Origin of the sequence: Aeromonas sp. FDAARGOS 1403 (assembly GCF_019047325.1) — a bacterium.
In the GTDB taxonomy this organism is placed as follows: Bacteria; Pseudomonadota; Gammaproteobacteria; order Enterobacterales; family Aeromonadaceae; genus Aeromonas; species Aeromonas dhakensis.
This window is the reverse complement of record NZ_CP077249.1, coordinates 1616062-1637464: the sequence shown is the minus strand read 5'-3', so window position 1 is coordinate 1637464 and position 21403 is coordinate 1616062. Positions and strand designations below refer to the sequence as shown.

The 21403-nt window shown below is 63.7% G+C and carries 23 protein-coding genes; 11 read left to right on the top strand and 12 right to left on the bottom strand.

What is annotated here, in order from left to right; translation table 11 throughout:
* Positions 1-37: 37 nt before the first annotated feature.
* Positions 38-1645, bottom strand: a complete 1608-nt coding sequence (locus I6L33_RS07885; protein ID WP_162519908.1) for an ATPase RavA domain-containing protein — start codon at positions 1643-1645, stop codon at positions 38-40.
* 238 nt (positions 1646-1883) lie between these two features.
* Here I6L33_RS07885 and I6L33_RS07880 point away from each other — a divergent pair, with 238 nt between their 5' ends.
* Both I6L33_RS07880 and rimI read left to right on the top strand, forming a co-directional pair.
* Positions 1884-2363 (top strand): DNA polymerase III subunit psi, encoded by a 480-nt coding sequence (locus I6L33_RS07880; protein WP_216973845.1) that lies wholly within the window; start codon positions 1884-1886, stop codon positions 2361-2363.
* Positions 2364-2417: 54 nt separating this feature from the next.
* Entirely contained in the window at positions 2418-2867 is a 450-nt protein-coding gene (rimI, locus tag I6L33_RS07875; RefSeq protein ID WP_005308924.1) for a ribosomal protein S18-alanine N-acetyltransferase, read from the top strand.
* A gap of 23 nt (positions 2868-2890) precedes the next feature.
* Here rimI and I6L33_RS07870 read toward each other — a convergent pair whose 3' ends face one another.
* Positions 2891-3436, bottom strand: a complete 546-nt coding sequence (locus I6L33_RS07870) for a hypothetical protein (protein ID WP_017786141.1) — start codon at positions 3434-3436, stop codon at positions 2891-2893.
* Between the two features lie 185 nt (positions 3437-3621).
* Here I6L33_RS07870 and I6L33_RS07865 point away from each other — a divergent pair, with 185 nt between their 5' ends.
* Positions 3622-5412, top strand: coding sequence for a long-chain fatty acid--CoA ligase (locus tag I6L33_RS07865; RefSeq protein WP_042051405.1), 1791 nt, complete (start codon positions 3622-3624; stop codon positions 5410-5412).
* A 64-nt stretch (positions 5413-5476) separates the two neighbouring features.
* Here the strand turns inward: I6L33_RS07865 and gshA are convergent, their stop codons facing one another.
* From gshA to I6L33_RS07845, 4 genes are read right to left on the bottom strand one after another with little or no spacing between them, the layout of a single operon-like run.
* On the bottom strand, positions 5477-7075 hold the full coding sequence (gshA, locus tag I6L33_RS07860; RefSeq protein ID WP_017780236.1) for a glutamate--cysteine ligase: 1599 nt from the start codon (positions 7073-7075) through the stop codon (positions 5477-5479).
* Between the two features lie 59 nt (positions 7076-7134).
* Positions 7135-9948 (bottom strand): pitrilysin family protein, encoded by a 2814-nt coding sequence (locus tag I6L33_RS07855; protein ID WP_216973844.1) that lies wholly within the window; start codon positions 9946-9948, stop codon positions 7135-7137.
* Positions 9949-9967: 19 nt separating this feature from the next.
* A complete protein-coding gene (locus I6L33_RS07850) occupies positions 9968-10405 on the bottom strand; it encodes a YqaA family protein (protein WP_017785611.1) in 438 nt (145 codons plus the stop codon).
* The gene (locus I6L33_RS07845) at positions 10402-11376 is read right to left on the bottom strand and encodes an NADP-dependent oxidoreductase (RefSeq protein ID WP_213343972.1); all 975 of its coding nucleotides are present in this window, start codon (positions 11374-11376) and stop codon (positions 10402-10404) included. Before I6L33_RS07845 ends, I6L33_RS07850 begins: the two co-directional genes overlap by 4 nt.
* Before the next feature lie 56 nt (positions 11377-11432).
* Between I6L33_RS07845 and I6L33_RS07840 the strand changes: the two genes are divergently transcribed.
* Positions 11433-11600, top strand: a complete 168-nt coding sequence (locus I6L33_RS07840) for a hypothetical protein (RefSeq protein ID WP_005308905.1) — start codon at positions 11433-11435, stop codon at positions 11598-11600.
* 48 nt (positions 11601-11648) lie between these two features.
* Here the strand turns inward: I6L33_RS07840 and I6L33_RS07835 are convergent, their stop codons facing one another.
* Positions 11649-12653, bottom strand: coding sequence for a Preprotein translocase subunit SecY (locus tag I6L33_RS07835; protein WP_162518947.1), 1005 nt, complete (start codon positions 12651-12653; stop codon positions 11649-11651).
* 274 nt (positions 12654-12927) lie between these two features.
* On the opposite strand from I6L33_RS07835, the gene I6L33_RS07830 reads away from it, so the two are divergent.
* Together I6L33_RS07830 and I6L33_RS07825 are read left to right on the top strand one after the other, a co-directional pair.
* Entirely contained in the window at positions 12928-13206 is a 279-nt protein-coding gene (locus I6L33_RS07830; protein ID WP_010635109.1) for a hypothetical protein, read from the top strand.
* An 18-nt stretch (positions 13207-13224) separates the two neighbouring features.
* Positions 13225-13572, top strand: coding sequence for a hypothetical protein (locus tag I6L33_RS07825; RefSeq protein ID WP_026139015.1), 348 nt, complete (start codon positions 13225-13227; stop codon positions 13570-13572).
* Between the two features lie 53 nt (positions 13573-13625).
* On the opposite strand, the gene I6L33_RS07820 is transcribed toward I6L33_RS07825, so the two are convergent.
* From I6L33_RS07820 to rpsF, 4 genes are all read right to left on the bottom strand, one after another.
* Positions 13626-14366 carry a ferredoxin--NADP reductase gene (locus I6L33_RS07820; RefSeq protein WP_017787526.1) on the bottom strand — a complete coding sequence of 247 codons (741 nt, stop codon included), beginning with the start codon at positions 14364-14366 and terminating at the stop codon, positions 13626-13628.
* A gap of 101 nt (positions 14367-14467) precedes the next feature.
* Complete coding sequence (rplI, locus tag I6L33_RS07815) at positions 14468-14914, bottom strand: 50S ribosomal protein L9 (protein WP_005308892.1); 447 nt, start codon at positions 14912-14914, stop codon at positions 14468-14470.
* Positions 14915-14966: 52 nt separating this feature from the next.
* Complete coding sequence (gene rpsR, locus I6L33_RS07810; RefSeq protein ID WP_005308890.1) at positions 14967-15197, bottom strand: 30S ribosomal protein S18; 231 nt, start codon at positions 15195-15197, stop codon at positions 14967-14969.
* Between the two features lie 30 nt (positions 15198-15227).
* On the bottom strand, positions 15228-15614 hold the full coding sequence (gene rpsF, locus I6L33_RS07805; RefSeq protein WP_005308887.1) for a 30S ribosomal protein S6: 387 nt from the start codon (positions 15612-15614) through the stop codon (positions 15228-15230).
* Between the two features lie 237 nt (positions 15615-15851).
* Here rpsF and I6L33_RS07800 point away from each other — a divergent pair, with 237 nt between their 5' ends.
* On the top strand, positions 15852-17075 hold the full coding sequence (locus I6L33_RS07800; protein WP_005308882.1) for an Nramp family divalent metal transporter: 1224 nt from the start codon (positions 15852-15854) through the stop codon (positions 17073-17075).
* A gap of 66 nt (positions 17076-17141) precedes the next feature.
* Positions 17142-18032, top strand: coding sequence for a hypothetical protein (locus I6L33_RS07795; protein WP_211049660.1), 891 nt, complete (start codon positions 17142-17144; stop codon positions 18030-18032).
* Here I6L33_RS07795 and I6L33_RS07790 read toward each other — a convergent pair.
* A complete protein-coding gene (locus I6L33_RS07790) occupies positions 18023-18913 on the bottom strand; it encodes a LysR family transcriptional regulator (RefSeq protein WP_211049657.1) in 891 nt (296 codons plus the stop codon). The genes I6L33_RS07795 and I6L33_RS07790 overlap by 10 nt on opposite strands.
* A gap of 124 nt (positions 18914-19037) precedes the next feature.
* Here I6L33_RS07790 and I6L33_RS07785 point away from each other — a divergent pair, with 124 nt between their 5' ends.
* From I6L33_RS07785 to I6L33_RS07775, 3 genes are read left to right on the top strand one after another with little or no spacing between them, the layout of a single operon-like run.
* Positions 19038-19709 carry an SDR family oxidoreductase gene (locus I6L33_RS07785; protein WP_017764020.1) on the top strand — a complete coding sequence of 224 codons (672 nt, stop codon included), beginning with the start codon at positions 19038-19040 and terminating at the stop codon, positions 19707-19709.
* A 10-nt stretch (positions 19710-19719) separates the two neighbouring features.
* Positions 19720-20895 (top strand): MFS transporter, encoded by a 1176-nt coding sequence (locus I6L33_RS07780; RefSeq protein WP_216973843.1) that lies wholly within the window; start codon positions 19720-19722, stop codon positions 20893-20895.
* Between the two features lie 43 nt (positions 20896-20938).
* Positions 20939-21388 (top strand): VOC family protein, encoded by a 450-nt coding sequence (locus tag I6L33_RS07775; RefSeq protein ID WP_206866395.1) that lies wholly within the window; start codon positions 20939-20941, stop codon positions 21386-21388.
* Positions 21389-21403 lie beyond the last annotated feature (15 nt).

Sequence of the window (21403 nt, the reverse complement as noted above, 5' to 3'; positions counted from 1 at the left end):
CCAGGCTCACCACAGTCCCTTTCGCGCTCGCCATGGTTCAGGCGTCCAGCTGCGGCAGCCGGTCGTGCCACTGGCTGATGTCGGTGCGCAGCTGATCCAGATCCCGGTTCAGCACGAAGAAGCTGTCCTCCACCTGCTGCAACCAGTGACGACCGATGAAGAGGTGCTGCTGATGACGCTCGAACAGGTTGCGCTGGCGCTTGAGCTCCTGCGCCAGCACGCCGGCCTCCGCCAGCAGCTCGGTCAGGGCCGCCTGCCAGGGGGTGATCACCACCTCGGGAATGGGGGTGCGCTCCACCAGCACCAGCGGGATCTGCTGGCGCTGCAGATCCAGCACGTGCAGCCGCAGCTCGTCGTCCAGCACCAGCTCGTAGTGACCCTCCTTGGGGTTGCCAAGCGGCCAGCCCACCAGCGACTCGCCGGTGGGATGCCAGTGGGAGAGCAGGGTCCGGTCGAACACCAGCGTCTCCACCAGCCGCTCCGGATCGTCGCCATCCAGCGCCGCCTGGGTGAGCAGGTGGAAGTGCACCAGCTTGCCGAACGGGCGGGCGTTGGCCAGCGGGATCTGGATGCCGCGGGCGCGGCGCCCGAACCACTGCTGGCGCTTTCTGGCCTTGCAGCACAGGCGCTGGGCCACGCTCTGTTTGAGCTGCTTGAACTTGTCCCGCAGCCCCATCAGCTGACGGGTCATGGTCAGCTGCTGATAGCCGTAGAGGCGGGAGAATTCGGTCATCATCTCCAGCAGGGCGGTGCGCGAGGCCTCGTCATGCCAGAGGCAATCCTTGAACAGCAGCAGATCGAGCGGGGCCACCTCGTCGCGGCCGTTGAAAAACGCGCTCGCCTTGATGAGCCTGACGGCCTTCTTCCAGCGCCGATCCGACACGTAGCAGCTGTGTGCCAGCTGGCTGTCGAGCTGCTGGCGCAACTGATAGATGAGCTCGAAGCAGTCGTCCGGCAGCCGAACCCGGTCGATCTGCTCCTGCCACTCCAGATACTCGTCGCCATGGATCTGCACCGAGGGCGGCAGATTCTGGTGGGACTGGCCGTCGCTGGCCAGCATGGCCTGGAAGTTGGCCTTCTCCTGCACCCGGTCCATCCAGATCCGCACCAGCATGCGGTCGTAGAGCGCTTCCAGCCCGCTGTCGGGGGCCGGCAGCTCGTTGGAGGCGGTCACCAGCAGCCGCATGGGGATGGGGTGCTGGCTGTCGCCGTTGCGAAACTGCCGCTCGTTGATGGCGGTGAGCAACGTGTTGAGGATGGCGGGGCCCGCCTTCCAGATCTCGTCGAGGAACACCACCTCGGCCTCCGGCAGGTAGCCGGCAGTGAGCCGCAGGTACTTGCCGTCCTCCTTCAGCGCCTGGATGGAGAGGGGGCCGAACACCTCCTCCGGCGTGCTGAAACGGGTCATCAGGTACTCGAAGTGGCGCGCTTCATGAAAGGCCAGCTTGAGGCGCCGCGCAATCAGGCTCTTGGCGATGCCGGGCGGGCCCAGCAGAAACACGCTCTCGCCGGACAAGGCCGCCAGCAGACCAAGCCGCAGGGCATCCTGGCGCTCGTAAAGCCCCTCGCCGAGGGCCGACAGCAGGCGTGGCAGCCGTTCGTGAATGGGGGCGAGACGAAGATTCTGTGATGCTAAAGGTGGCATAGGCGCACTTCCGATACTGGGGTTGTCTGGAACCGGCACACCCGCGACGCGATCGAAGGTTCCCTGTCCTGCTTGTTGTATTGTCGGGAGGTCGCCTCAGGCTCGCACCGGCCGGTTGCCGGGCGCCGGAGCGCCTCTCCTGGCTAAAACATACCGCAAAAGATGCAGCAAAACGCGTTCGAGTGTACCCTGCGCAGAGCTTTTTTCATCAATGCAGATCAAGACTGAGTCATCGCCCATGCAAGATCCAGTGCAGCTGACCACGGCGCGGGAGCCCGTCCCCGAGCAACCCGACCAGGCATCCGGTCGCCTGCGGCAACACCTGCTGGCCCGGATGGGTATCCCGAACTGGCAACTGCGCCGGCCGGCCCTGCTGGCGGGCTATCAAGCTGCGCCCGCGCCGGCCAATGAGACCCAGGCAAATCAGCAGGAGGCGGCCCCCGCCCCGGCCGTGCCGAGCGAGCCGCCGAGCGGCAAGCTCTGGATCCTGGCGAGCCGGCTGCCCGCCCCCGGTCTGCTGGCGGATCTCTGCCAGTTGCTCGGCATCGGCAGCGACGAGGTCAGCCTGCTGAGCAGCCTGCCCGCCGGCCACACCCCGCCCCTGCTCTGGCTGGAGGCGGCCGATCCCGCCTGGCCAGAGGCCCTGATCTGCCCGCTCCCCCCCAGCCCGGCCCAGAAACGGGCGCTGTGGCAGCAGCTCAAGGGGCGCCTCGGCTGACCAGCCGTGCGCCCCGCATCTCTCTTCGTTCAGCCGCCCCGACCCGGAGCCACCATGGTGCAATTTCGTCCCCTGCTCGAGACCGACTTCGAGCTCGTCTACCCCATAGAACAGGCTGCCCACAAGGAGCCCTGGAGTCAGGCCAACCTGCTATCCTGCTTCGGGCCACGCTATCTCAACGGCCTGCTGCTGGTCGACGGCCAGCCGGCCGGTTTCTATATCTCGGATCTGGTGGCGGGCGACAGCTCGCTGATGAACATCTGCGTGCACCCTGACTTTCAGGGCAAGGGGCTGGGGCGGGCGCTGCTCAGGGAGTACCTGAGCCGCAGCAAGGCCAACAAGGCCGAGGCCTGGTTCCTCGAGGTACGGGCCGGCAACAGCACCGCCATCAGCCTCTACGAGAGCGAGGGGTTTGCCGAGTACTGCCGGCGCGCCGACTACTACGGCACCGGTCAGGATCGGGAAGATGCCGTATTGATGTCCCGCCTGTTTGACTTCGGCTAAGCCGCCGCGCTACATCTGCAGCACTACAGCAGCGGCGCGTTGTCGAGGGCCGGATCCTGCAGGCTTTGGGTGGTGTGCAGCACCGCCTCGAAGCCGGCGGCGGAGAGCGGCATGAAGAAGCCGCGCTGCCAGGTCACCCCGGGCATCCAGATCTGCTGGATATCCACCACTATCTTGATGGGCTTGAGCTGCTCGCCCGGCTGCTGCACATAGATGCCGGGCGGCGTTGCCACCTGCGGGAAGCGGCGCAGTATCTGCTCGCTGCCATCCCCGGCATTCGGGTTGAGGCGCACCTTGACCAGCCGGGCCAGCACAGGCGCCATCTCCTCCGTCTGCCACAGGGTGGTATCCAGCAGCTTGCAGCGCCGGCATTTGGCGCGTTCGATCACATAGAGCAGCGGATAGCCCTTCTGCAGGGCCAGCTGCTGTGCCTGGGCGTAGCCTTCGGCGCCGCTCAGCCAGGGGTTGTCCTCCTCGCCACCCGTTCCTCCCAGCGTAAACCAGAGCCCGCCGGCCCCCGCCAGCAACAGCAATACCCCGGTCACCACCCCCTTGATACCGACACTCATTATGCTCCCTCCCTGAATGGATCCACACGTCAGCCACCATCATGCCTCAAGCCCCCCTAATTGACGACTTTGTGATCCAAGACAAATGGCGAACACTTGTAAGCTGTAATCTTAGAGTTTAAACTCCAGCGCGATTTTTCAGTGCCCCTTAGGGCGTACAACTGTTACTTGAGGATGTCTGACTGATGCCGAAACACCACCTGGTTCGACTGATGCGGGAACGTATCGCCCGGCTTGGCAACAAGGCCGCCCTGCGCGTACAACAGGATGGCCAGTGGCGTGCCATCGGCTGGCGTACCCTGGGGCAGGCCATGGACTACTGTGCCCAGGCGCTGATCCGCGCCGGCCACCAGCCTACCGAGATGGTCGGCATCTATGCCCGCAACATGCCGGAGTGGACCCAGGCCGATCTCGGCATCCTGGCCGCCCGCGGCGTCAGCGTCCCTATCTACCCCACCAGCACTCTGGATCAGCTGCGCTACATCGTCAAAGATGCCGGCATCAAGGTGCTGTTCGTCGGCGAACAGCCCCAGTTCGACCAAGCACTGCAACTCATTGAAAGCGGCGAGATTCAGCAGCTCATCGCCCTCGACGGCAGCGTCAACCTGCGCGGCTGCCCGCAGGCGAGCCACTTCCAGGAGTTCCTCTCTTCCGGCAATCACCAGCCCAGCGAACAGGTACTGCGCGAGCGCGAGGGCCAGTACCGGATGGACGACCTGCTGACCCTGATCTACACCTCGGGCACCACCGGCGAGCCCAAGGGGGTGATGCTCGATTTCGCCAACATCGCCGCCTGCTTCGAGATGCACAACAGCCGCCTCGATCTGAACGAGCAGGATGTTTCGCTCTGCATGCTGCCGCTCAGCCATGTGTTCGAGCGCGCCTGGACCTACTACGTGCTCTATTGCGGCGCCGAGAACGTCTACATCCGCGATCCGCAGAAGGTGATGGATGTCATCGGCGAGGTGCAGCCGACCGTGATGTGCGCCGTACCGCGCCTCTACGAGAAGGCCTACGCCATGATCCAGGCTCGCGTCGCCCAGGCCCCACGCCTGCGCCAGGCCCTGTTCGGCTGGGCCACCCGGGTCGGCAAGCAGATGGTTGCCACCCGCCAGGCGGGTAAAGCCGCCTCTCCTCTGCTCTACGGCCAGCTCTGGCTCGCCGAGCGGCTGGTGTTTCGCAAGCTGCGCGCCCGTTTCGGCGGCCGCACCCGCTTCCTACCGGTGGCCGGCGCCCGCCTCGCCGACGAGGTGAACTTCTTCTTCCAGGCCATGGGGCTCAACCTCAAGTACGGTTACGGCATGACCGAGACCACCGCCACCGTCTGCTGCTACGAGGACAGCCAGTTCAAGCTGGGCTCCATCGGCACGGCGCTCAGCGGCATCGAGGTGAAGCTGGGTGAGAACAACGAGCTGCTGGTGCGCTCCCCCACCGTGATGCGCGGCTACTACAACAAGCCCGAGGCCACCGCCGAGGTGATGACCGAGGATGGCTTCCTGCGCACCGGCGATGCCGGCGAGCTCGACGGCGAAGGCAACATCTACTTCACCGAGCGCCTCAAGGAGCTGATGAAGACCTCCAACGGCAAGTACGTGGCGCCGCAACTGGTGGAGGGGACCCTCGGCAAGGATCGCTTCATCGAGCAGATCGCCATCGTAGCCGATGCCCGCCACTTCGTCTCCGCTCTGATCGTGCCCTGCTTCGAGTCGCTGGAGGAGTACGCCCGCTCCATCAACCTGCAGTACCAGTGCAAGACCGAGCTGCTGCGCCACTCCAAGGTGGTGGAGTTCTTCGAGGCGCGCATCCAGGATCTGCAAAAGGAGCTGGCCAAGTTCGAGCAGGTGAAGAAGTTCACCCTGTTGCCGAGCGCCTTCTCCATGGAGCTGGGAGAGCTGACCCCGACCATGAAGCTGCGCCGCAAGATCATCGAGTCCAAGTACCAGAGCGAAATCGAGGCCATGTATAACCACGTCTGATTACCGCTCGGATTTCCGGAAATAAAAAAGCCGCTTCAAGAGCGGCTTTTTTTGTTGCCTGTCATCAGGCCGGGGTCTTGCTGGTCCCGAAGTAGTCGGCCAGGAAGTCGTCGAACGACAGGCTGTCGCTGCGCTCCCGCTCCCGCTGCTTGGCCAGGGACTCCCGTGCCTCGCCGGCAAAATAGGCTTCGTCCCAGTACTGCAGCTCGCCAGCCAGCATCTCTTCCCGGTAGCGGCTCGCCAGCTCGTCGGCAAAAGCGCCGTTGTCCTTGCCGCTCTCCAGCAGCTGCTTGAGCAGGCGGGCGGAGTAGGTGAGCTCGGGGTTGAGCAGCTTCTCGCGGTGCATCGCCAGAGTCTCGCGGTAGCGGTTGCGGCCGCAGCAGCGATCCAGCAGCGCGGCGACCTCGGCCAGCTCGTCGAACAGCTTGAGGCCGAACTCCTTGAGGCCGATGGGGTTGCCCTGTTCGTCCTCCAGCTCGAGGCCGGGACGGCGCCCCTCCAGCACCACCTTGGTCTGGTTGCGGCGATTGCGGGCGATCTCCTCGTCACCCAGCACAGGGGACGGGCGCAGCAGGCACCAGACCAGGAACAGGTCGAAGAAGCGGATCTGATCCACCTCGATGCCATACGGGGTAAAGGGGTTGACGTCCACAGTGCGCAGCTCGATGTATTCGATGCCACGCTGCTCCAGCGCGTCGGACGGCTTCTCGCCGCTGCGCGGGGTGCGCTTGGGGCGGATCGGGGCGTACAACTCGTTCTCCAGCTGCAGCACATTGTCGTTGAGCTGGCGGTACTCGCCATTCACCTTGACGCCGATCCTGGCGAAGTCGGGATCATGGGTATTGATGGCGCGGCGCAGGCTACTCACATAGGCCGGCAGGTTGTCGTGGCTGATCTTGAGCCCCGCCTGGGCGCTGTTGGTGTAACCCAGATCCGACAGCCGCAGGGCGGTGGCATAAGGCAGGTAGAGGGTGCCCTTGCCGGTCTTCTGGAACGGCAGGTTGCTCTTGCGCCCCTTGAGGAAGGATTCGCAGATGGCCGGCGAGGCGCCGAACAGGTAGGGCACCAGCCAGCCGAAGCGGTAGACGTTGCGGATAAGCCCCATGTACTTGTCGGAGATGAAGCGCTGGCTGCAGCACCCCTCGCACACCAACTCCTGCCACTCGCACCAGAAGCTGTCCGGCATGGAGAAGTTGAAGTGCACCCCGGCGATCACCTGCATCAGGCTGCCGTAGCGGTTCTTCAGCCCCTGCCGGTAGAGGGTCTTCATCCGGCCGATGTTGGAGCTGCCGTACTGGGCCAGCCGGATGTTCTCCTCGTCGCCGACGAAGCAGGGCATGGAGAGCGGCCAGATCCGCTCATCACCCAGGTGATGAATGGTGTGACGGTGGATGTCGCCAAGCTGTTCCAGCAGGCTGTCGATGGAGTCGGTGGCCGGCGTGATGAACTCCAGCAGGCTCTCCGAGTAGTCGGTGGTGATGTTGGCATGGGTCAGTGCCGAGCCCAGACTTCTGGGGTGATCGGTCTGGGCCAGGGTCCCCTGTGGGGTGATGCGCAGACATTCACGTTCGATCCCGCGCCGGATCCCCTTGAGGGCGGTCAGCCGTTCCGGCGAACCCAGGGCGGTCAACAACTCGGTGAGTGACAAGCTTGTCGTAGTCATATTCACGGCTCATGTGTGGCCGCCCCACAGGGGGGCGGCACTATTTTTATGTAGCGCCCTCAGGGCAGCTGCAGCGGATAGATGGGAAGATGAAGCTCCTGCAGGGGTTTTTCAAGCTTTTGCTTGTCCCCCACCACCACAATCACCATCTCGGCCGGGTCAAGCCAGCGTGCCGCACTGGCCTTGAGCGTCTCGGCCGACACCGTCTTGATCAGGTTGTTCTGGGCCTGCACATAGTCCGGCTTCAGGTCGTACATGATCATCTGCAGCAGGAAGCCCGCCTTCTGGCCAAGCGTCTCGTAAGAGAGCGCATCCTGCTGGGAGACGGCACTGCGCATGTAGGCGAGCTCGACCGGGGTCGGGCCGCTCTTGCGGTAGTTGTCCATCTCCTTGAGGAACTGGCGGATGGCATCCACGGTCGCATCGGCCCGCACGTTGGCACCGGTGGCGAAGGTACCCACCTCCCGGTTGGCGGAGAAGCCCGAGCTGGCCCCATAGGTATAGCCCTTGTCTTCCCGCAGGTTGAGGTTGATACGGCTGTTGAAGTTGCCGCCCAGGTTGAAATTCATCAGCCCGGCGGTGAAGTAGTCACCCGTGGTATCGAACGGCATGGCGCGGCGGCCGATGCGGATCACCGACTGGGGCGCCCCCGGCTTGTCCACCAGATAGATACCCGGCTTGGCCTGCTCGCCTTCGGGCTTGAGGCTGCCAAGGGAGGGCGCCGCCCCCTTCCACTGGGTCAGGAAGCCGAGTTGATCCTCCACCTGGGACTGGGTCACGTCACCCACCACTACCACCTTGGCGTTGGTCGGGTTGTAGTAGTTTTGGTAGAAGCGCTTCACGTCCGCCAGGGTCAGCTTCTCCACATCGGCCAGCACGCCGTCACCCGGCTGACCGAGACGGTTCTGCTTGCCGTAGATCAGCTCGCGGAAGGCCTGACCGGCCAGCCACTCGGGCTGCTGCTCGCTCTGTTTCATCCCCTGCAGCATCTGCGCCTTGACCCGCTCGAAGTCGGCCTCGCGCATGCCGGGCCGCTCATACACCTCGCGCACCAGCGCCAGGGTCTGCGGCAGCTTGTCGGCCAGGCTGCTGATGGTGACCAGGTTGTTGTACTGGGCGCTGGAGACGCTGACGCTGGAGCCGAGCTTTTGCAGCTCGTCGCTGAGCTGGGCCTCGGTCAGACGCACCGAGCCCTGCCCCATCATGCTGGCGGTGAGGCTGGCCAGCCCCAGCTCGCCCTTGCCTTCGGCCCGCATGCCGCCCGGCAGGGCGACCATGATGGAAACCGCCGGGATCTCATCGCTCTGAGTGCCGATGATCTCGATCCCCTTGTCGAGCTTGCCGTGCCAGATGGCCGGCACCTTGACGCTCACCGCATCGGCCGCCTTGGGCTGCACGCTGCGATCGAAGTCGTCTTTCACCGGCCGCTCGGCCAGCACCTTGTCATGCTTGGCGTAATCCGGCAGCTCGCGCTTGGCCGGGGTGAAGTTGGGCTTGGCGGCCTGCCAGTCGTTCTTGCCCTTGGGCACCACGCTCAGCACCACCGCCGGCTTGTTCAGGATGAACTTGTCGTAGGCGGCCTTGACCTGCTCCGGCGTCACCTTGCCGATGGCGTCCAGGCTCTTGAACACATAGTTGGGATCCTGGGCGAACACCTGGCCCATGGCGAGCTGGCTCACCTTGCCGGAGACGCTGTCCAGACCCCAGATGGCCGAGGCACGATAGCTGTTGATCGCCTTCTCCAGATCCTCCGGCTTGAGGCCGCGACCGGCGAACTCGCCGATCACCTTGTCCACCTCGCTCTTGAGGGTCTTCAGGCTGCCATCCACCGCCGGGTTGGGATAGGCGTAGACGGTCAGGGTACAGGCCAGCTCCTCGCAGTAGTGGGAGGCCCCCGCATCGATCGCCTTGCCGCTTTTGACCAGCGACTGGTAGAGCATGGAGCTGGCGGAGCCGCCCAGCACGTCGGCGAACATGTCGAGGGCCGGCTCCTGCGCATCTCCAAGGGACACGGTCGGGTAGCTGATGTAGAGCAGCGGCAGGTGCACCTTGTCCTCGAGCGTCACGTAGCGGGTCTCGGGCAGAGTCACCGGCTCGGGGGTCGGCTCGGCCACCTCGGGTCCACGCGGGATCGGGCCGAAGTACTTCTCAATCCAGGCCAGCGCCTGCTTGGTGTCGAAGTCGCCGCCCAAGGTGAGGGTGGCGTTGTTGGGGCCGTACCAGCGCAGGAAGAACTGCTTGAGGTCGTTGACGTCGACCCGGTCGAGATCCTCCACATAGCCGATGGGCTGCCAGGAGTAGGGGTGGGTGCGCGGATAGAGCGCCTCGCCCACCTTCTCGCTCACCAGACCGTAAGGCTGGTTGTCGATGCGCTGGGCCCGCTCGTTCTTGACGGTGGCGCGCTGGATTTCGAACTTCTTCTGGCTCACCGCATCGAGCAAGAAGCCCATGCGATCGGCCTCCAGCCACAGCACCTTCTCCAGCTGGTTGGCCGGCACGGTCTCGTAGTAGTTGGTGCGGTCCTTGTTGGTGGTGCCGTTCATGTCGCCACCGGCCTCGTTGATGATCCGCATGTGCTCCTGATCCCCCACGTGCTTGGAGCCCTGGAACATCATGTGCTCGAAGAAGTGGGCGAACCCGGACTTGCCCACCTGCTCGCGGGCCGAGCCCACGTGATAGGTGACGTCCAGGTGCACCAGAGGATCGGATCGGTCGGGCGCCAGAATGACGGTCAGGCCGTTGTCCAGCTTGTACATCTGATAGGGAATGCCGAGTTTGCCCTCTTCCTTGACCTGTTCCGACACCAGGGTGGGTGCCGCCAGCACGGGCAGAGAGAGGCCCAGAAGCATGCTTAATGGAATGAGTTTGTTCACGGTTACCTCGTGAGTGAAGCTAGAAGATCTGCCTGGCCAGCAGAAAGACCAGGGCATAACGCAACAATTTGCCGAGCCCGATGAGAATGAGAGAGCGCCAGAAGGAGAGGCGCAGCCAGCCGGCCAGCAGACAGAGACCATCGCCGACCACCGGCGTCCAGGCCAGCAGCAGACACCAGTGGCCATGTTGTTTGAGCCAGCCGAGGGCTTTTTGTTCCCCACGGCCTTGAAAATCTTCCGGTTTTTTCTTGAAGGTGGCGAGCCAGCCGAGCCACCAGGTGGTCATGGAGCCGAGGGTGTTGCCCAGCGTCGCCCACAGCAGCAGGCTGGCCATGCTCCACTCCCCCTTGGTCGCCATGGCCCCCAGCAGCACTTCCGAGCTGCCGGGCAGCAGGGTGGCGGAGGTGAAAGCGCTCAGAAACAGCCAGCCGAGCCCCAGCTCGGTGATGCCGTTCATCCGGCCAGCTCATCCGCGGCGGGCATGCGCAGCAGCAGCTTGCCACGCACGTGGCCCTGCTCGATGGCCTGATGGGCCAGGGCCCCTTCCGCCAGCGGGAATTCGCCGGAGACGGTGATCTGCACCTCCCCCTGACGCAGCAGGATCAGCATCTGGCTCAACTGCTGGCGGTCAGGATGTACCAGCATGCCAAGCACCTCGATGGCGCTGCCGGCCGCGGCATCCTTGATCTGCTGGGCGGTGATGGTGGGTACCGTCACCAGCCGGCCACCCGGCTTGACGCAGGCCAGCGCCGCCTTGCCGCTCTCGCCACCCACCAGATCCAGCACCAGATCGACCGGACCGTCAGCCACCACCTGGGCGGCCCAGTCTGCATCGTGGTAATCCACCATCTTGCTGGCCCCCAGCGCGTGCAGGAAGCTGTGGTTGTCACCGCTCGCCGTCGCCACCACCTCGGCGCCATAGGCGCTGGCAAACTGCACCGCCAGATGGCCGACGCCGCCGGCCCCGGCCAGGATCAGCACCCGTTGCCCCGCCTTGAGGGCGCCGTGTTCGAACAGCCCCTGCCAGGCGGTGAGGCCGGCCAGCGGCAGCGCCGCCCCCTGCCTCAGAGCCAGCTCCTCCAGCTTGACCAGCTCCTCCTCGCGCGCCACCACGGACTCGCCGTAGCCGCCGGCGGCGAGGGGAAAGCCCACCATGCCGCATACCCTGTCCCCCTCGGCCAGCGAGCCGACACCAGGGCCGACCTTCTCGACCACGCCGGCCACGTCATAGCCCGGTGTCCAGGGCAGCTTCTCCTTGTTTTGCGCCGCCGCCCAGCCGAGGCCTGCCCGGGTCTTGGCATCGATGGGGTTGACCCCCGCAAAGCAGATGCGCACCCGCACTTCGCCCTCGGCAGGCACCTTGTCCTGGGAAGGGTTGAGCCTGAGTACCGAGGGGGCGCCGAATGCGGTAATCTGTAGCTGCGTCATTGCACAATCCATCCTGTTGATTGATCAAGGGTCAACAGAATAACAGCGAGGACACCATGGCTCGAATGTTTCTTATTCCTCTGTTGCTGGCCCTGGGGTGGTGGGCGTTTCTGCTCTACTTCCGCATCCCGCTCAAGCAGGGGGCCAAGGGGTTTTACTGGATCATCGGCATCGGTGGCGGACTGGCCGCCTTCCTCAGCCTGATGATGGTGCTGACCCACTAGCACAGCGCCCGCGCGCAATAAAAAGGCCACCCCGAGGTGGCCTGATGATCAACTTCCTTGCGAACTGAGATGGTAGTGGCGGTTGCTGCCCTGCCCCAGCACGCCCTGGGCCAGCAGATGCTGGAACACCCGGTCCACCTCCTCCAGCGACAGCGACAGCGCCTGTGCGACGCTGCGCTTGCTGCACTTGAGCTCGCCGCTCTCCAGCGCGCTGCGCACCTGCTCCACCACCTCTGGCTCGGGCTCCGGCCGGCCGGGCAACTGCTGTGCCATGGCAGCGGCCTCCGCCTGCTGCAGCACGATCTGTTCCCGCTCGCGATCCCGCTGCCACAGCCAGCTGCGGCGAAAGCGGTTCTCCTCACCGATCAAACTGACGAAGAAGGCGCCGAACACGTCGAGCAGCACCGAGAGGAAGCAGACCAGCAGAAACTGCACCTGGCTGATGCTCATGCCCACCCCGTCCGCCAGGCTGCTCATCAGCCCCAGCATGGAGGATTGTTCGTTGACGGGCTTGGCGTCGCGCTCCTGGCGCAGCTCGTCCTGGCGCAGCCTGAGCTTGGTGTTGGCCTGTTGCAGGCCGCTGACGCCGCTGGAGATGCGCGCCATCTCGATGTACTTGCGGGCCGCCTCCTCGTTGAGCTGGATCTGCCGCTCTATGCTGGCGATCTGCTCGTCGAAGCGGGCGATCTCCCGCTCATGGCGCGCCTGCTGGTTGAGGATGGTGTTGGTGGCGCTGTTGATGCCGCCTATGCTGCCGCCGATGGAGATGGCGGCCAGCACGCTGTAAAACAGCAGCGACCAGAAGGCCCCGCTCAGATCGCGACGCGCCTTGCACTCCCCGTATTCATACCAGACGTAGAACTTGCCCAGTTCGAAGATGATGGCCAGGCCACCGAACAGCCACTTCATCAGGGGGTTCTCGTCGATGGAGAGAAACAGCAGCAGGGAGAAGACGATGGAGGCCAGAATGGCCAAGCCGGTAAAACTGTACACCGTGGTCAGTGCGAACCACCCCTTGGGGTAGCGCAGCACGGCAGAAGCCTGTGTGGTCATGAGAAAGCGGGCGCGATATGCAGGAAAAGTTGGCTGCCGATTATAGTCAGCAGGCTCCTCGAGAGAAGGACAATCACCATAATTGCACCAGATCCTTGGTCAGCTGCCCAGAGTGCGACCAAAACGGACAAATCGGCAGCAAAAAGTCGATACACTCACTGCCGACTCTCGTAGCATGGGAGATTGAGCCTGATTCTGCCCGGATTCAGCAAGACTGGCATACACTGACCCGCAACAACCAACCACCGAGGCCACAATGAACCGAACGACTAGCTTGTTACTGCCCCTGCTTCTGGTTGCCGGCGCCGCGCTGGCTGCACCGCAGTATGAGGAGGAAGGTGGTACGGCATTTTCCGTCGATGCACTAACCTTCAACCTGGACTGGGATGACAAGCAATTTGGCTGGTCATCGACCAACTGCTTCGAGCCGGGAATGAACGATGGCACCCAGACGCCATGTCGGGAAAGCAGGGTCAGCTTCGACGATGAAGAGCACCGCAATGATCCCCCCGGCAGCAACCAGATGCCCGCCACCCAGGGCACCGGCCAGTAACCAAGGAGAACTTTCGTCATGACTCATTCAACCATGTTCAACAAAGGCGCCCTGCTGCTCTCCCTGTTGCTGACCAACGGGGTTGCCTTTGCCGCCCCGCCCCACTCCAAGGATGGCGATGGCATCCGCCTCTCCACCGACAACATCAAGCTGAACGTCGACTGGGATGACAAGGAGTACGACTGGTGGCAGCACAACTGCCTGGATCTCGGCATCGGTGACAGCCGCATCAAGCTCAACTGCGACAAGATCGACGGCAAGTACCGGGATCACTACAACCGCAGCATCCATAGCGGCAACAACCCGGGTCAGGGACATGACAAGTTCAAAGAGAAGGACAAGGGCCACGGCAACAAGAAGCACTGATCTGACTGCCGGCGTGCATGAACAAGGGGCCCATGGCCCCTTGTTCGCTTTTCCTACCAGTAATTCTCCGCACTGATGTTGCCGGGGGCCCGCCGCAGGTTCTTGGCCAATCCCAATGACAACAGGGTCTGCTGGGTCTCCTTCACCATGGCCGGGTTGCCGCAGATCAGCACCTGGCTCAGCGCGGGAGCAAATTCCAGCCCCACTCGCGCCTGCAGGCGACCATCGGCGATGGCCGCCGGGATCCGCCCCTCCATCGCCTCGGGCCAGCTTTCACGGCTGACGAAGGGGACGTAGCGAAAACGCTCGCCATGACGCTTTGCAAAGCTCGCTATCAGCTCCCGATAGCTCAGCTCCTCCCCCTTGCGCACCCCGTGCACCAGCACCAGATTCTCGAAACGGGCAAAGGCTTCACCGTCCGCCAGCATGGAGAGGAAGGGGCCGATGGCGGTCCCGGTGGAGAGCAGCCAGAGATCGCGCCCGGCCGGCACCTCGTCCAGGGTGAGAAAACCGGTCGCCAGGGATTGCACCAGCAGGCTGTCGCCCGTCCGCAGGGAACCCAGGGACGGTGTCAGTTCCCCATCGGGGATCTCGACGAAATAGAACTCGTGATAGGGGGCAGACGGGGGATTGACGAAGGAGTAGGCCCGCTGGACGCGGCGATCACCCTGCTCGAGGGCCAGTTTGGTGAATTGCCCCGCCTTGTAGGGGGCCAGCTCAGCCGCCACACGCAGGGAGAACAGGGTGGGCGTCCACTCGATGCGTTCAAGGACGCGACCTTCGACCCAGGCCATAGTGATCTCCTCCAGAGGAACAGGTCTTTACTCTACCCCCGGGCCTGAAAATAAAAAACCCGCGCAAGTGCGCGGGTTTTTTCTGCAAAAGCGAATCGCTATTACAGGGCAACAACCTGGATCTGTACGGTTGCTTTAACGTCAGCGTGCAGCTGAACAGCAACTTCGTAGTCACCGGTGTTACGCAGAACGTTGCCCATGCGGACTTCGCTCTTGGCAACGGCTACGCCGGCAGCAGTGATGGCTTCAGCCACGTCACGGGTACCGATGGAACCGAACAGCTTGCCTTCGTCGCCAGACTTGGAAGCGATAACCACGGTAGCCAGTTCGGCCAGCTTGGCAGCACGCTCTTCAGCAGCAGCTTTGTTGGCAGCCAGTTTGGCTTCCAGCTCAGCGCGACGAGCACCGAAAGCTTCGATGTTGGCCTTGGTGGCCATAACAGCTTTGCCTTGCGGGATCAGGAAGTTACGGGCGTAACCAGCTTTCACGGAAACTTGGTCACCCAGACCGCCCAGTTTGGCGATTTTGTCGAGCAGGATAACTTGCATTACCTTTCCTCTATAAATTTCGTTGAGTTAGGCTTAAGTGCCGGACCGATTCTTACTTGTTGTGCAGATCGGTGTACGGCAGCAGAGCCAGGTAACGAGCACGCTTGATGGCGCGTGCCAGCTGACGCTGATACTTGGCGCGGGTACCGGTGATACGGCTCGGTACGATCTTGCCAGATTCAGTGATGTAGTTTTTCAGAGTAACGATATCTTTGTAGTCGATCTCGGTAACGTTCTCGGCGGTGAAGCGGCAGAACTTACGACGACGGAAATAACGTGCCATGGCCTTTATCCTCTAGTCAGTGATCCAGAATTACTCTTCGGAAGCAGCTTCAGTAGCTTCTTCGCGGCGCTCGTCGTCACGACGGGTGAAGCGCTCTTCCTTGGCCTTGGCCATCGGAGAAACTTCAGTCACGGCGTGCTTGGTGCGCATGATCATGTTGCGGATAACGGCATCGTTGAAGCGGAAGTTGGTTTCCAGCTCATCGATAACGGCTTGCTCTGCTTCTACGTTCATCAGAACGTAGTGGGCTTTGTGCAGTTTGTCGATCGGGTAAGCCAGCTGACGACGGCCCCAATCTTCCAGGCGATGAATGGTACCACCGGAGGTGGTGATGGCGCCGGTGTAACGCTCGATCATGCCAGGTACTTGCTCGCTCTGGTCCGGATGAACCATGAAGACGATTTCGTAATGACGCATTTTAGCTCCTTACGGATTAATTCAGCCTCCGCCCAGGTGCAGCCAGACCTCGGAGGCAAGGAACATAATGGTGTTTAGACGCTGCTTTTCTAGGGCGGCGTATTGTACGAAATCCCATCCCTCACTGCAACCAGCCACCGCCGATGTTTTTATCTATGGGAACAATACAAAACTTCAATTGATAATAATTATCATTTAAATCTATTCTATCTCCATGCACTTATGGAGGCTGATACCATGCAACCCGCGCTGACCACGGCCATCCCGGCCCGCAAATTCAAGCTGACCCTGCTCGGGCCGGCCTTTATCGCCGCCATCGGCTACATAGATCCGGGCAACTTCGCCACCAACATTCAGGCCGGCTCCACCTTTGGCTACCAGTTGCTGTGGGTGGTGGTGTGGGCCAACCTGATGGCCATGCTGGTGCAGACTCTCTCGGCCAAGCTCGGCATCGTCACCGGCAAGAACTTGGCGGAACACATTCGCGACCGACTGCCCAAGCCGGCGGTCTGGGCCTACTGGGTGCAGGCGGAGATCATCGCCATGGCCACCGATCTGGCCGAATTCATCGGGGCCGCGGTCGGCTTCAAGCTGCTGCTCGGCGTCACCCTGCTGGAAGGGGCCGGCATCACCGCCGTGGTCACCTGGGGCATTCTGATGCTGCAGTCCCGCGGCCAGAAACCGCTGGAGTTCGTGGTAGGCGGCCTGCTGCTGTTCGTGGCAGCGGCCTACATCGTCGAGCTGGTGTTCTCCCGCCCTCATCTGCCGAGCCTGCTGGAGGGCGCCCTCTTCCCCGGCCTGCCCAACAGCGACGCCGTCTATCTGGCGGCCGGGGTGCTCGGCGCCACCGTGATGCCTCACGTTATCTACCTGCATTCGGCACTGACCCAACACACCCAGGATCAGGGCTCGGTCCCCCAGCGGCTGCACACCACCCGGGTCGACGTGGCCATCGCCATGACCATCGCCGGCTTCGTCAACCTGGCCATGATGGCCATGGCCGCGGCCGCCTTCCACAGCTCCGGCAACCAGCAGGTGGCCGAACTGGAGTCGGCCTACCAGACCCTGACCCCGTTGCTGGGCCAGGCGGCTGCCACCCTGTTCGGCCTCTCGCTGGTCGCCTCAGGCATCAGCTCCACCGTGGTGGGCACGCTGGCCGGCCAAGTGGTGATGCAGGGCTTCGTGCGCTTCACCATCCCGCTCTGGCTGCGTCGCGCCATCACCATGGCCCCTGCCTTCGTGGTGATCGCCATGGGCCTCAACACCACCGAGATTCTGGTGTTGAGCCAGGTGGTGCTGAGCTTCGGCATCGCGCTGGCGCTCATCCCACTGCTGATATTGACCGGCGATCGCGCCCTGATGGGGGAGTATCGCAACCACCCGGTGACCCAGGCGCTCGGCCGCCTCATCGTCGCCCTGGTGATCGGGCTCAACGCCTACCTGCTGGTCGCCATGATCTAGCGCTCATCATCCGCCTCCAGACCGGCTCATTAACCGAGGTTAATGAGCCGGTCTGCGCTTTGACGTATGCTGGCGGCTCTCTTCCTCTTCGATCTGCGGGAGCTATCCATGTCACATACCCGAGCCAGCTTCGTGCTGGGCCACCACCAGGAGCAGGCCAGCGTCATCTGCTGCCAGAGCGGCGATACCAGCCTGCTGGTCACCGACCTCACCCCCTTTCATCCCCAGAGCCACCTCTGGCCCGATCAGCCGGGTGACGTGGGCACAGTGCGCTGGGAGGGTGGCGAAGCGGCCGTCGGCCCCTGCCGCATGGGGGCCATCAGTCCGGATGGGGAGCTGTTCGTCGACCAGGCGATCCCGGTCAAGCGGGGCGCGGAAGGGTGGCGTTTCGTGGTGGTGCACCCGCTGGCTGGCCACTGTGCGCTACCGGTGGGCAGTCAGGTGACACTGCAAGTGGATGCCGAGGCCCGCCACGCCCTGAGCCTGGGTCACAGCGGCTGCCACCTGGCGGCACTGGCGCTCAACCGGGCGTTGATGCCTTACTGGCGCAAGGAGGTGAGCGAGCGGGATGCGCTGGAGCAGCCCGATTTCGACCGCCTCGCCATCCAGACCTCGCGGGTCGAGCCCAATGGCTCGCGCGAGCAGTACCGGATCGGCAAGAGCCTGCGCAAGAAGGGGGTCAACAGTGAGGCCCTGCTGGCGGATCTGGCGCAGATTGAAGCGCACATCAATCGCCAGCTGGCCGACTGGCTGGCAACCGGAGGCGAGATCCGCCGCAGCCGGGCCGGCGAGTCGATCATCGACTCCCGTTACTGGCACTGCCCGCTGGAAGGACGGGAAGTGACCATTCCCTGCGGCGGCACCCATGTGGCCACGCTGGCCGAGCTGGGACGGATCGAGACAGTCCTCACCGCCGATGCAGAGGGGTTTGTCATGATGACCCGGGTCTACCCCTGAGGGCGTCCGAACTCGGCGACCAGCGCGTCGATCAGGGCGCGCACCCGGCGCGGCTGATGCCGCCCGGAGGGGTAGACGATCTGCAGCCGTGACGCCGGGGCGGCGAACTCGGGCAGGATCTCCACCAGGCGGCCACGGGTCAGATCCTCCCCCACATCCCAGCGGGACTTGAGGCAGATCCCCTCCCCCTGCAGGCACCACTGGCGCACCAGATAACCGTTGTTACTGATGCGCCGCCCCTGCACCATCACCCGCTTCACCACGCCCTCGACCTGAAAAGACCACCAGCGCTCCGGATGTTCTCCGAAACGCATCAATAGGCAATCATGATCGGCAAGCTCCCCCGGATGGCGGGGCACTCCCTTGCGCGCCAGGTAGGCGGGTGAGGCGCAGACGATCCGGCGGTTCTCCCCCAGCGAGAGGGTGCGCAGTGTGCTGTCGGCCAGCTCACCGTAGCGCAGGGCCAGATCGATCCCCTGCCCCACCAGATCCAGATAGCCGTCGGTCAGGTTGAGATCCAGCGTGATCCCCGGGTGTTGCGCCATGAAGCGATCGAGCAGCGGCACCAGCCGGCTGATCCCCAGATCATGAGGGGCGCTGATGCGCAGCAACCCGTTCATTTCGTCCCCGCCATCGCGCAGACGGCGCTTGAGCCCCTCGGCCTGGGCCAGCAGATGGCGCCCCTCCTCCAGCAACAGGCGCCCCTCTTCGGTGAGGCTGATGGAGCGAGTGGTTCTGCTGAGCAGGGTCGTGCCGTAGTAGCGCTCCAGGGAGGCCAGCCGCTCCGAGACGGTTGCCGGGGAGAAGCCCAGCTCACGCCCCGCGGCGGCCAGCCCCCCTTTTTCCACTATGACCAGGAACAGATTGAGGTTCTCGAGCATGATTGTATTGATAATCCGAATTATGTTTTAGATTTTGCGGCAATTATCAAAATACACCGTCACATCTATCTTCTCCAGCAGACACAGGCGCGGATCCCCCGCCGTCTCAGAGAGGAACATTGCCATGGCATTTCATCAACACACCCTGTCCCTTGTCATCGGTGGCCACACAGGTATCGGCCGCGCCGTCGCCGACGCCCTGCGCCAGCGCCCCGGTCAGGTCATCGTCGCCAGCCGCAAGAGCGGCCTGGATATTACGGACCAGACCTCCATCGATAACCTCTTGACCGATCTGGGCCAGCTGGATCACCTGGTCATCACCGCCGGTTCCCAGGCGCCTGGTGGGTCGCTGCTCGAGCTGGATCTCACGGCGGCCAAGGCGGCCTTCGACACCAAGTTCTGGGGCACTCTGGCGGTCATTCGCAGCCTTGCCCCGTATATGGCCCCCGGCGGCACCATCACCCTGACCACAGGGTTCCTGGCCCGCAAGACAGTGCCCGGCACCCTGGTCAAGACCACCATGAATGCCGCGCTCGAGGCCGCCGCCAGGCTGCTCGCCCGTGAGCTGGCCCCCATCCGGGTCAACGTGGTCAGTCCGGGGCTGACCGATACCGAGGCCTACGCCGCCATGGCACCCGAGGCGCGAGAGGCCATGCTGGGCCGGGCGGCCGCCAGCCTGCCGGCCGGTCGGTACGGCCGCGCCGAAGATCTTGCCGCCGGCTATCTGCTGGCCATCGACAACCCCTTCATGACCGGCGCCACCATAGATATCGATGGCGGCGCCCTGATCAACTGAGGAGATGAGCATGAAAGAGGCCAACACGCTCCCGGCCCGGATCTGGATCCTGACCCTGAGTGCCTTTGCCATCGGCACCGCGGAGTTCCTGATCGCCGGCATCCTGCCCCAGGTGGCTGAATCGCTGGGGGTCACCACGGGCCAGGCGGGCAACCTCATCACCGCCTATGCCCTGGCCATCGTCTTTGGCGGCCCGCTGCTCACCCTCTGGCTGGCCCGCTTCGAGAAACGTCGCGTCCTGCTGGCACTGATGGTGCTGTTTGTGGTCGCCAACCTGATCGCGACCTTCAGCACCGACTACGTCACCCTGATCGTGAGCCGTATCCTGGCCGGCCTGACCCAGGGCCCCTTCTATGGCATAGGTGCCGTGGTCGCCACCCGCATGGTGAGCGACAAGATGGCGGGCCGCGCCGTCGGCCAGATGTTTGCGGGCCTGACCCTGGCCAACGTGCTGGGCGTGCCGGCGGGTGCCTGGATAGGCAACGCCTTCGACTGGCATACCACCTTCCTGGTGGTCGCCGGGCTGGGTCTGCTCTCCATGCTGGCCATCGCCCTCGTCATCGAGCGCCAACCCAGGGAGAACGCCGCCTCCATCAGCCAGCAGCTCGCCGCCTTCCGCAGTTGGAACCTGCTGGCCAGCCTGCTCTTTACCGTACTGGGCTGGGCCGGCTTCATGACCCTCTATGGCTACATAGCGCCGCTGGCAGAAGAGGTGGCGGGCTTCGAACGTTCCGCCATCACAGGCGTGCTGGTGGTCGTCGGGCTGGGCCTGGTGCTGGGCAACAACATCGGCGGGCACAGCGCCGACCGCAATCTGCGGCGCTCCCTGCTGGTGTGGCCACTGCTGACCATTCTGGCCCTGCTGCTGGTCGGCGTGCTGGAGCACTACACATGGCCTTTCCTGATCGCCACCTTCCTGTTTGGTGTGGCCACCTTCGCCAATCTGCCCGCCATGCAGATGCGGGTGATGAAATATGGCCGGCAGGCCCCGGAGCTGGCGGCCACCGCCAACATCTCGGCATTCAACATCGCCAACGCCTTGGGCGGAGTGATCGGTGGCGCCGTCGTCGACAGTCAGCTGGGACCGGCAGCCCTCCCCTTCTTCGCGGCGCTGGTACCGGCTCTGGGGCTGCTGTTCATTCTGACCCAGGAGCGAAGAGGCCGGCCAAAGGCCCTGGCCTGCTAGGCAACGACCCCTTCACCCGCATTCCGAGCCGACAGGAGGCCATATGACCATACATGCCATCGACCACGTCACGCTTCGCACGGATCAGCTGGAGCAGACCATAGCGTTTTATCGCGATGCCATCGGCCTGCAGGAAGGGGGGCGGCCCCCCTTTCCTTTTCCGGGTTGCTGGCTCTATGCAGGAGGGCGCCCCCTGCTGCACATCGTTGCCAACACCCAGGGCCAAGGACTGACCGACTATCTGGGGAAACGGGAGACGGAGCAAGGCAGCGGCTGCATCGATCACATCTCGCTGAGTGCCTCGGATCCTGTAGAGACGCAGGCTCGCCTGCTGCGACTGGAGGTGCCCTTCGTCAGCCGGGTCATCCCGGAGCGCAACGAGCTGCAGCTCTTTCTAAGGGATAACAACGGGGTGCCGGTCGAGTTGCTCTTCACCCAGACGGACATAGACCAGCACGACAACCCGTCGACCGGGGGAGATAGGGATGAGTAACAGACGACATTTCAT

Excerpts from the sequence above, each read along its gene's own strand:
- I6L33_RS07885 (WP_162519908.1), bottom strand. The coding sequence starts at position 1,645 with ATGCCACCTTTAGCATCACAGAATCTTCGTCTCGCCCCCATTCACGAA.
- I6L33_RS07880 (WP_216973845.1), top strand. The coding sequence starts at position 1,884 with ATGCAAGATCCAGTGCAGCTGACCACGGCGCGGGAGCCCGTCCCCGAG.
- rimI (WP_005308924.1), top strand. The coding sequence starts at position 2,418 with ATGGTGCAATTTCGTCCCCTGCTCGAGACCGACTTCGAGCTCGTCTAC.
- I6L33_RS07870 (WP_017786141.1), bottom strand. The coding sequence starts at position 3,436 with ATGAGTGTCGGTATCAAGGGGGTGGTGACCGGGGTATTGCTGTTGCTG.
- I6L33_RS07865 (WP_042051405.1), top strand. The coding sequence starts at position 3,622 with ATGCCGAAACACCACCTGGTTCGACTGATGCGGGAACGTATCGCCCGG.
- gshA (WP_017780236.1), bottom strand. The coding sequence starts at position 7,075 with ATGACTACGACAAGCTTGTCACTCACCGAGTTGTTGACCGCCCTGGGT.
- I6L33_RS07850 (WP_017785611.1), bottom strand. The coding sequence starts at position 10,405 with ATGAACGGCATCACCGAGCTGGGGCTCGGCTGGCTGTTTCTGAGCGCT.
- I6L33_RS07845 (WP_213343972.1), bottom strand. The coding sequence starts at position 11,376 with ATGACGCAGCTACAGATTACCGCATTCGGCGCCCCCTCGGTACTCAGG.
- I6L33_RS07840 (WP_005308905.1), top strand. The coding sequence starts at position 11,433 with ATGGCTCGAATGTTTCTTATTCCTCTGTTGCTGGCCCTGGGGTGGTGG.
- I6L33_RS07835 (WP_162518947.1), bottom strand. The coding sequence starts at position 12,653 with ATGACCACACAGGCTTCTGCCGTGCTGCGCTACCCCAAGGGGTGGTTC.
- I6L33_RS07825 (WP_026139015.1), top strand. The coding sequence starts at position 13,225 with ATGACTCATTCAACCATGTTCAACAAAGGCGCCCTGCTGCTCTCCCTG.
- I6L33_RS07820 (WP_017787526.1), bottom strand. The coding sequence starts at position 14,366 with ATGGCCTGGGTCGAAGGTCGCGTCCTTGAACGCATCGAGTGGACGCCC.
- rplI (WP_005308892.1), bottom strand. The coding sequence starts at position 14,914 with ATGCAAGTTATCCTGCTCGACAAAATCGCCAAACTGGGCGGTCTGGGT.
- rpsR (WP_005308890.1), bottom strand. The coding sequence starts at position 15,197 with ATGGCACGTTATTTCCGTCGTCGTAAGTTCTGCCGCTTCACCGCCGAG.
- rpsF (WP_005308887.1), bottom strand. The coding sequence starts at position 15,614 with ATGCGTCATTACGAAATCGTCTTCATGGTTCATCCGGACCAGAGCGAG.
- I6L33_RS07800 (WP_005308882.1), top strand. The coding sequence starts at position 15,852 with ATGCAACCCGCGCTGACCACGGCCATCCCGGCCCGCAAATTCAAGCTG.
- I6L33_RS07795 (WP_211049660.1), top strand. The coding sequence starts at position 17,142 with ATGCTGGCGGCTCTCTTCCTCTTCGATCTGCGGGAGCTATCCATGTCA.
- I6L33_RS07790 (WP_211049657.1), bottom strand. The coding sequence starts at position 18,913 with ATGCTCGAGAACCTCAATCTGTTCCTGGTCATAGTGGAAAAAGGGGGG.
- I6L33_RS07785 (WP_017764020.1), top strand. The coding sequence starts at position 19,038 with ATGGCATTTCATCAACACACCCTGTCCCTTGTCATCGGTGGCCACACA.
- I6L33_RS07780 (WP_216973843.1), top strand. The coding sequence starts at position 19,720 with ATGAAAGAGGCCAACACGCTCCCGGCCCGGATCTGGATCCTGACCCTG.
- I6L33_RS07775 (WP_206866395.1), top strand. The coding sequence starts at position 20,939 with ATGACCATACATGCCATCGACCACGTCACGCTTCGCACGGATCAGCTG.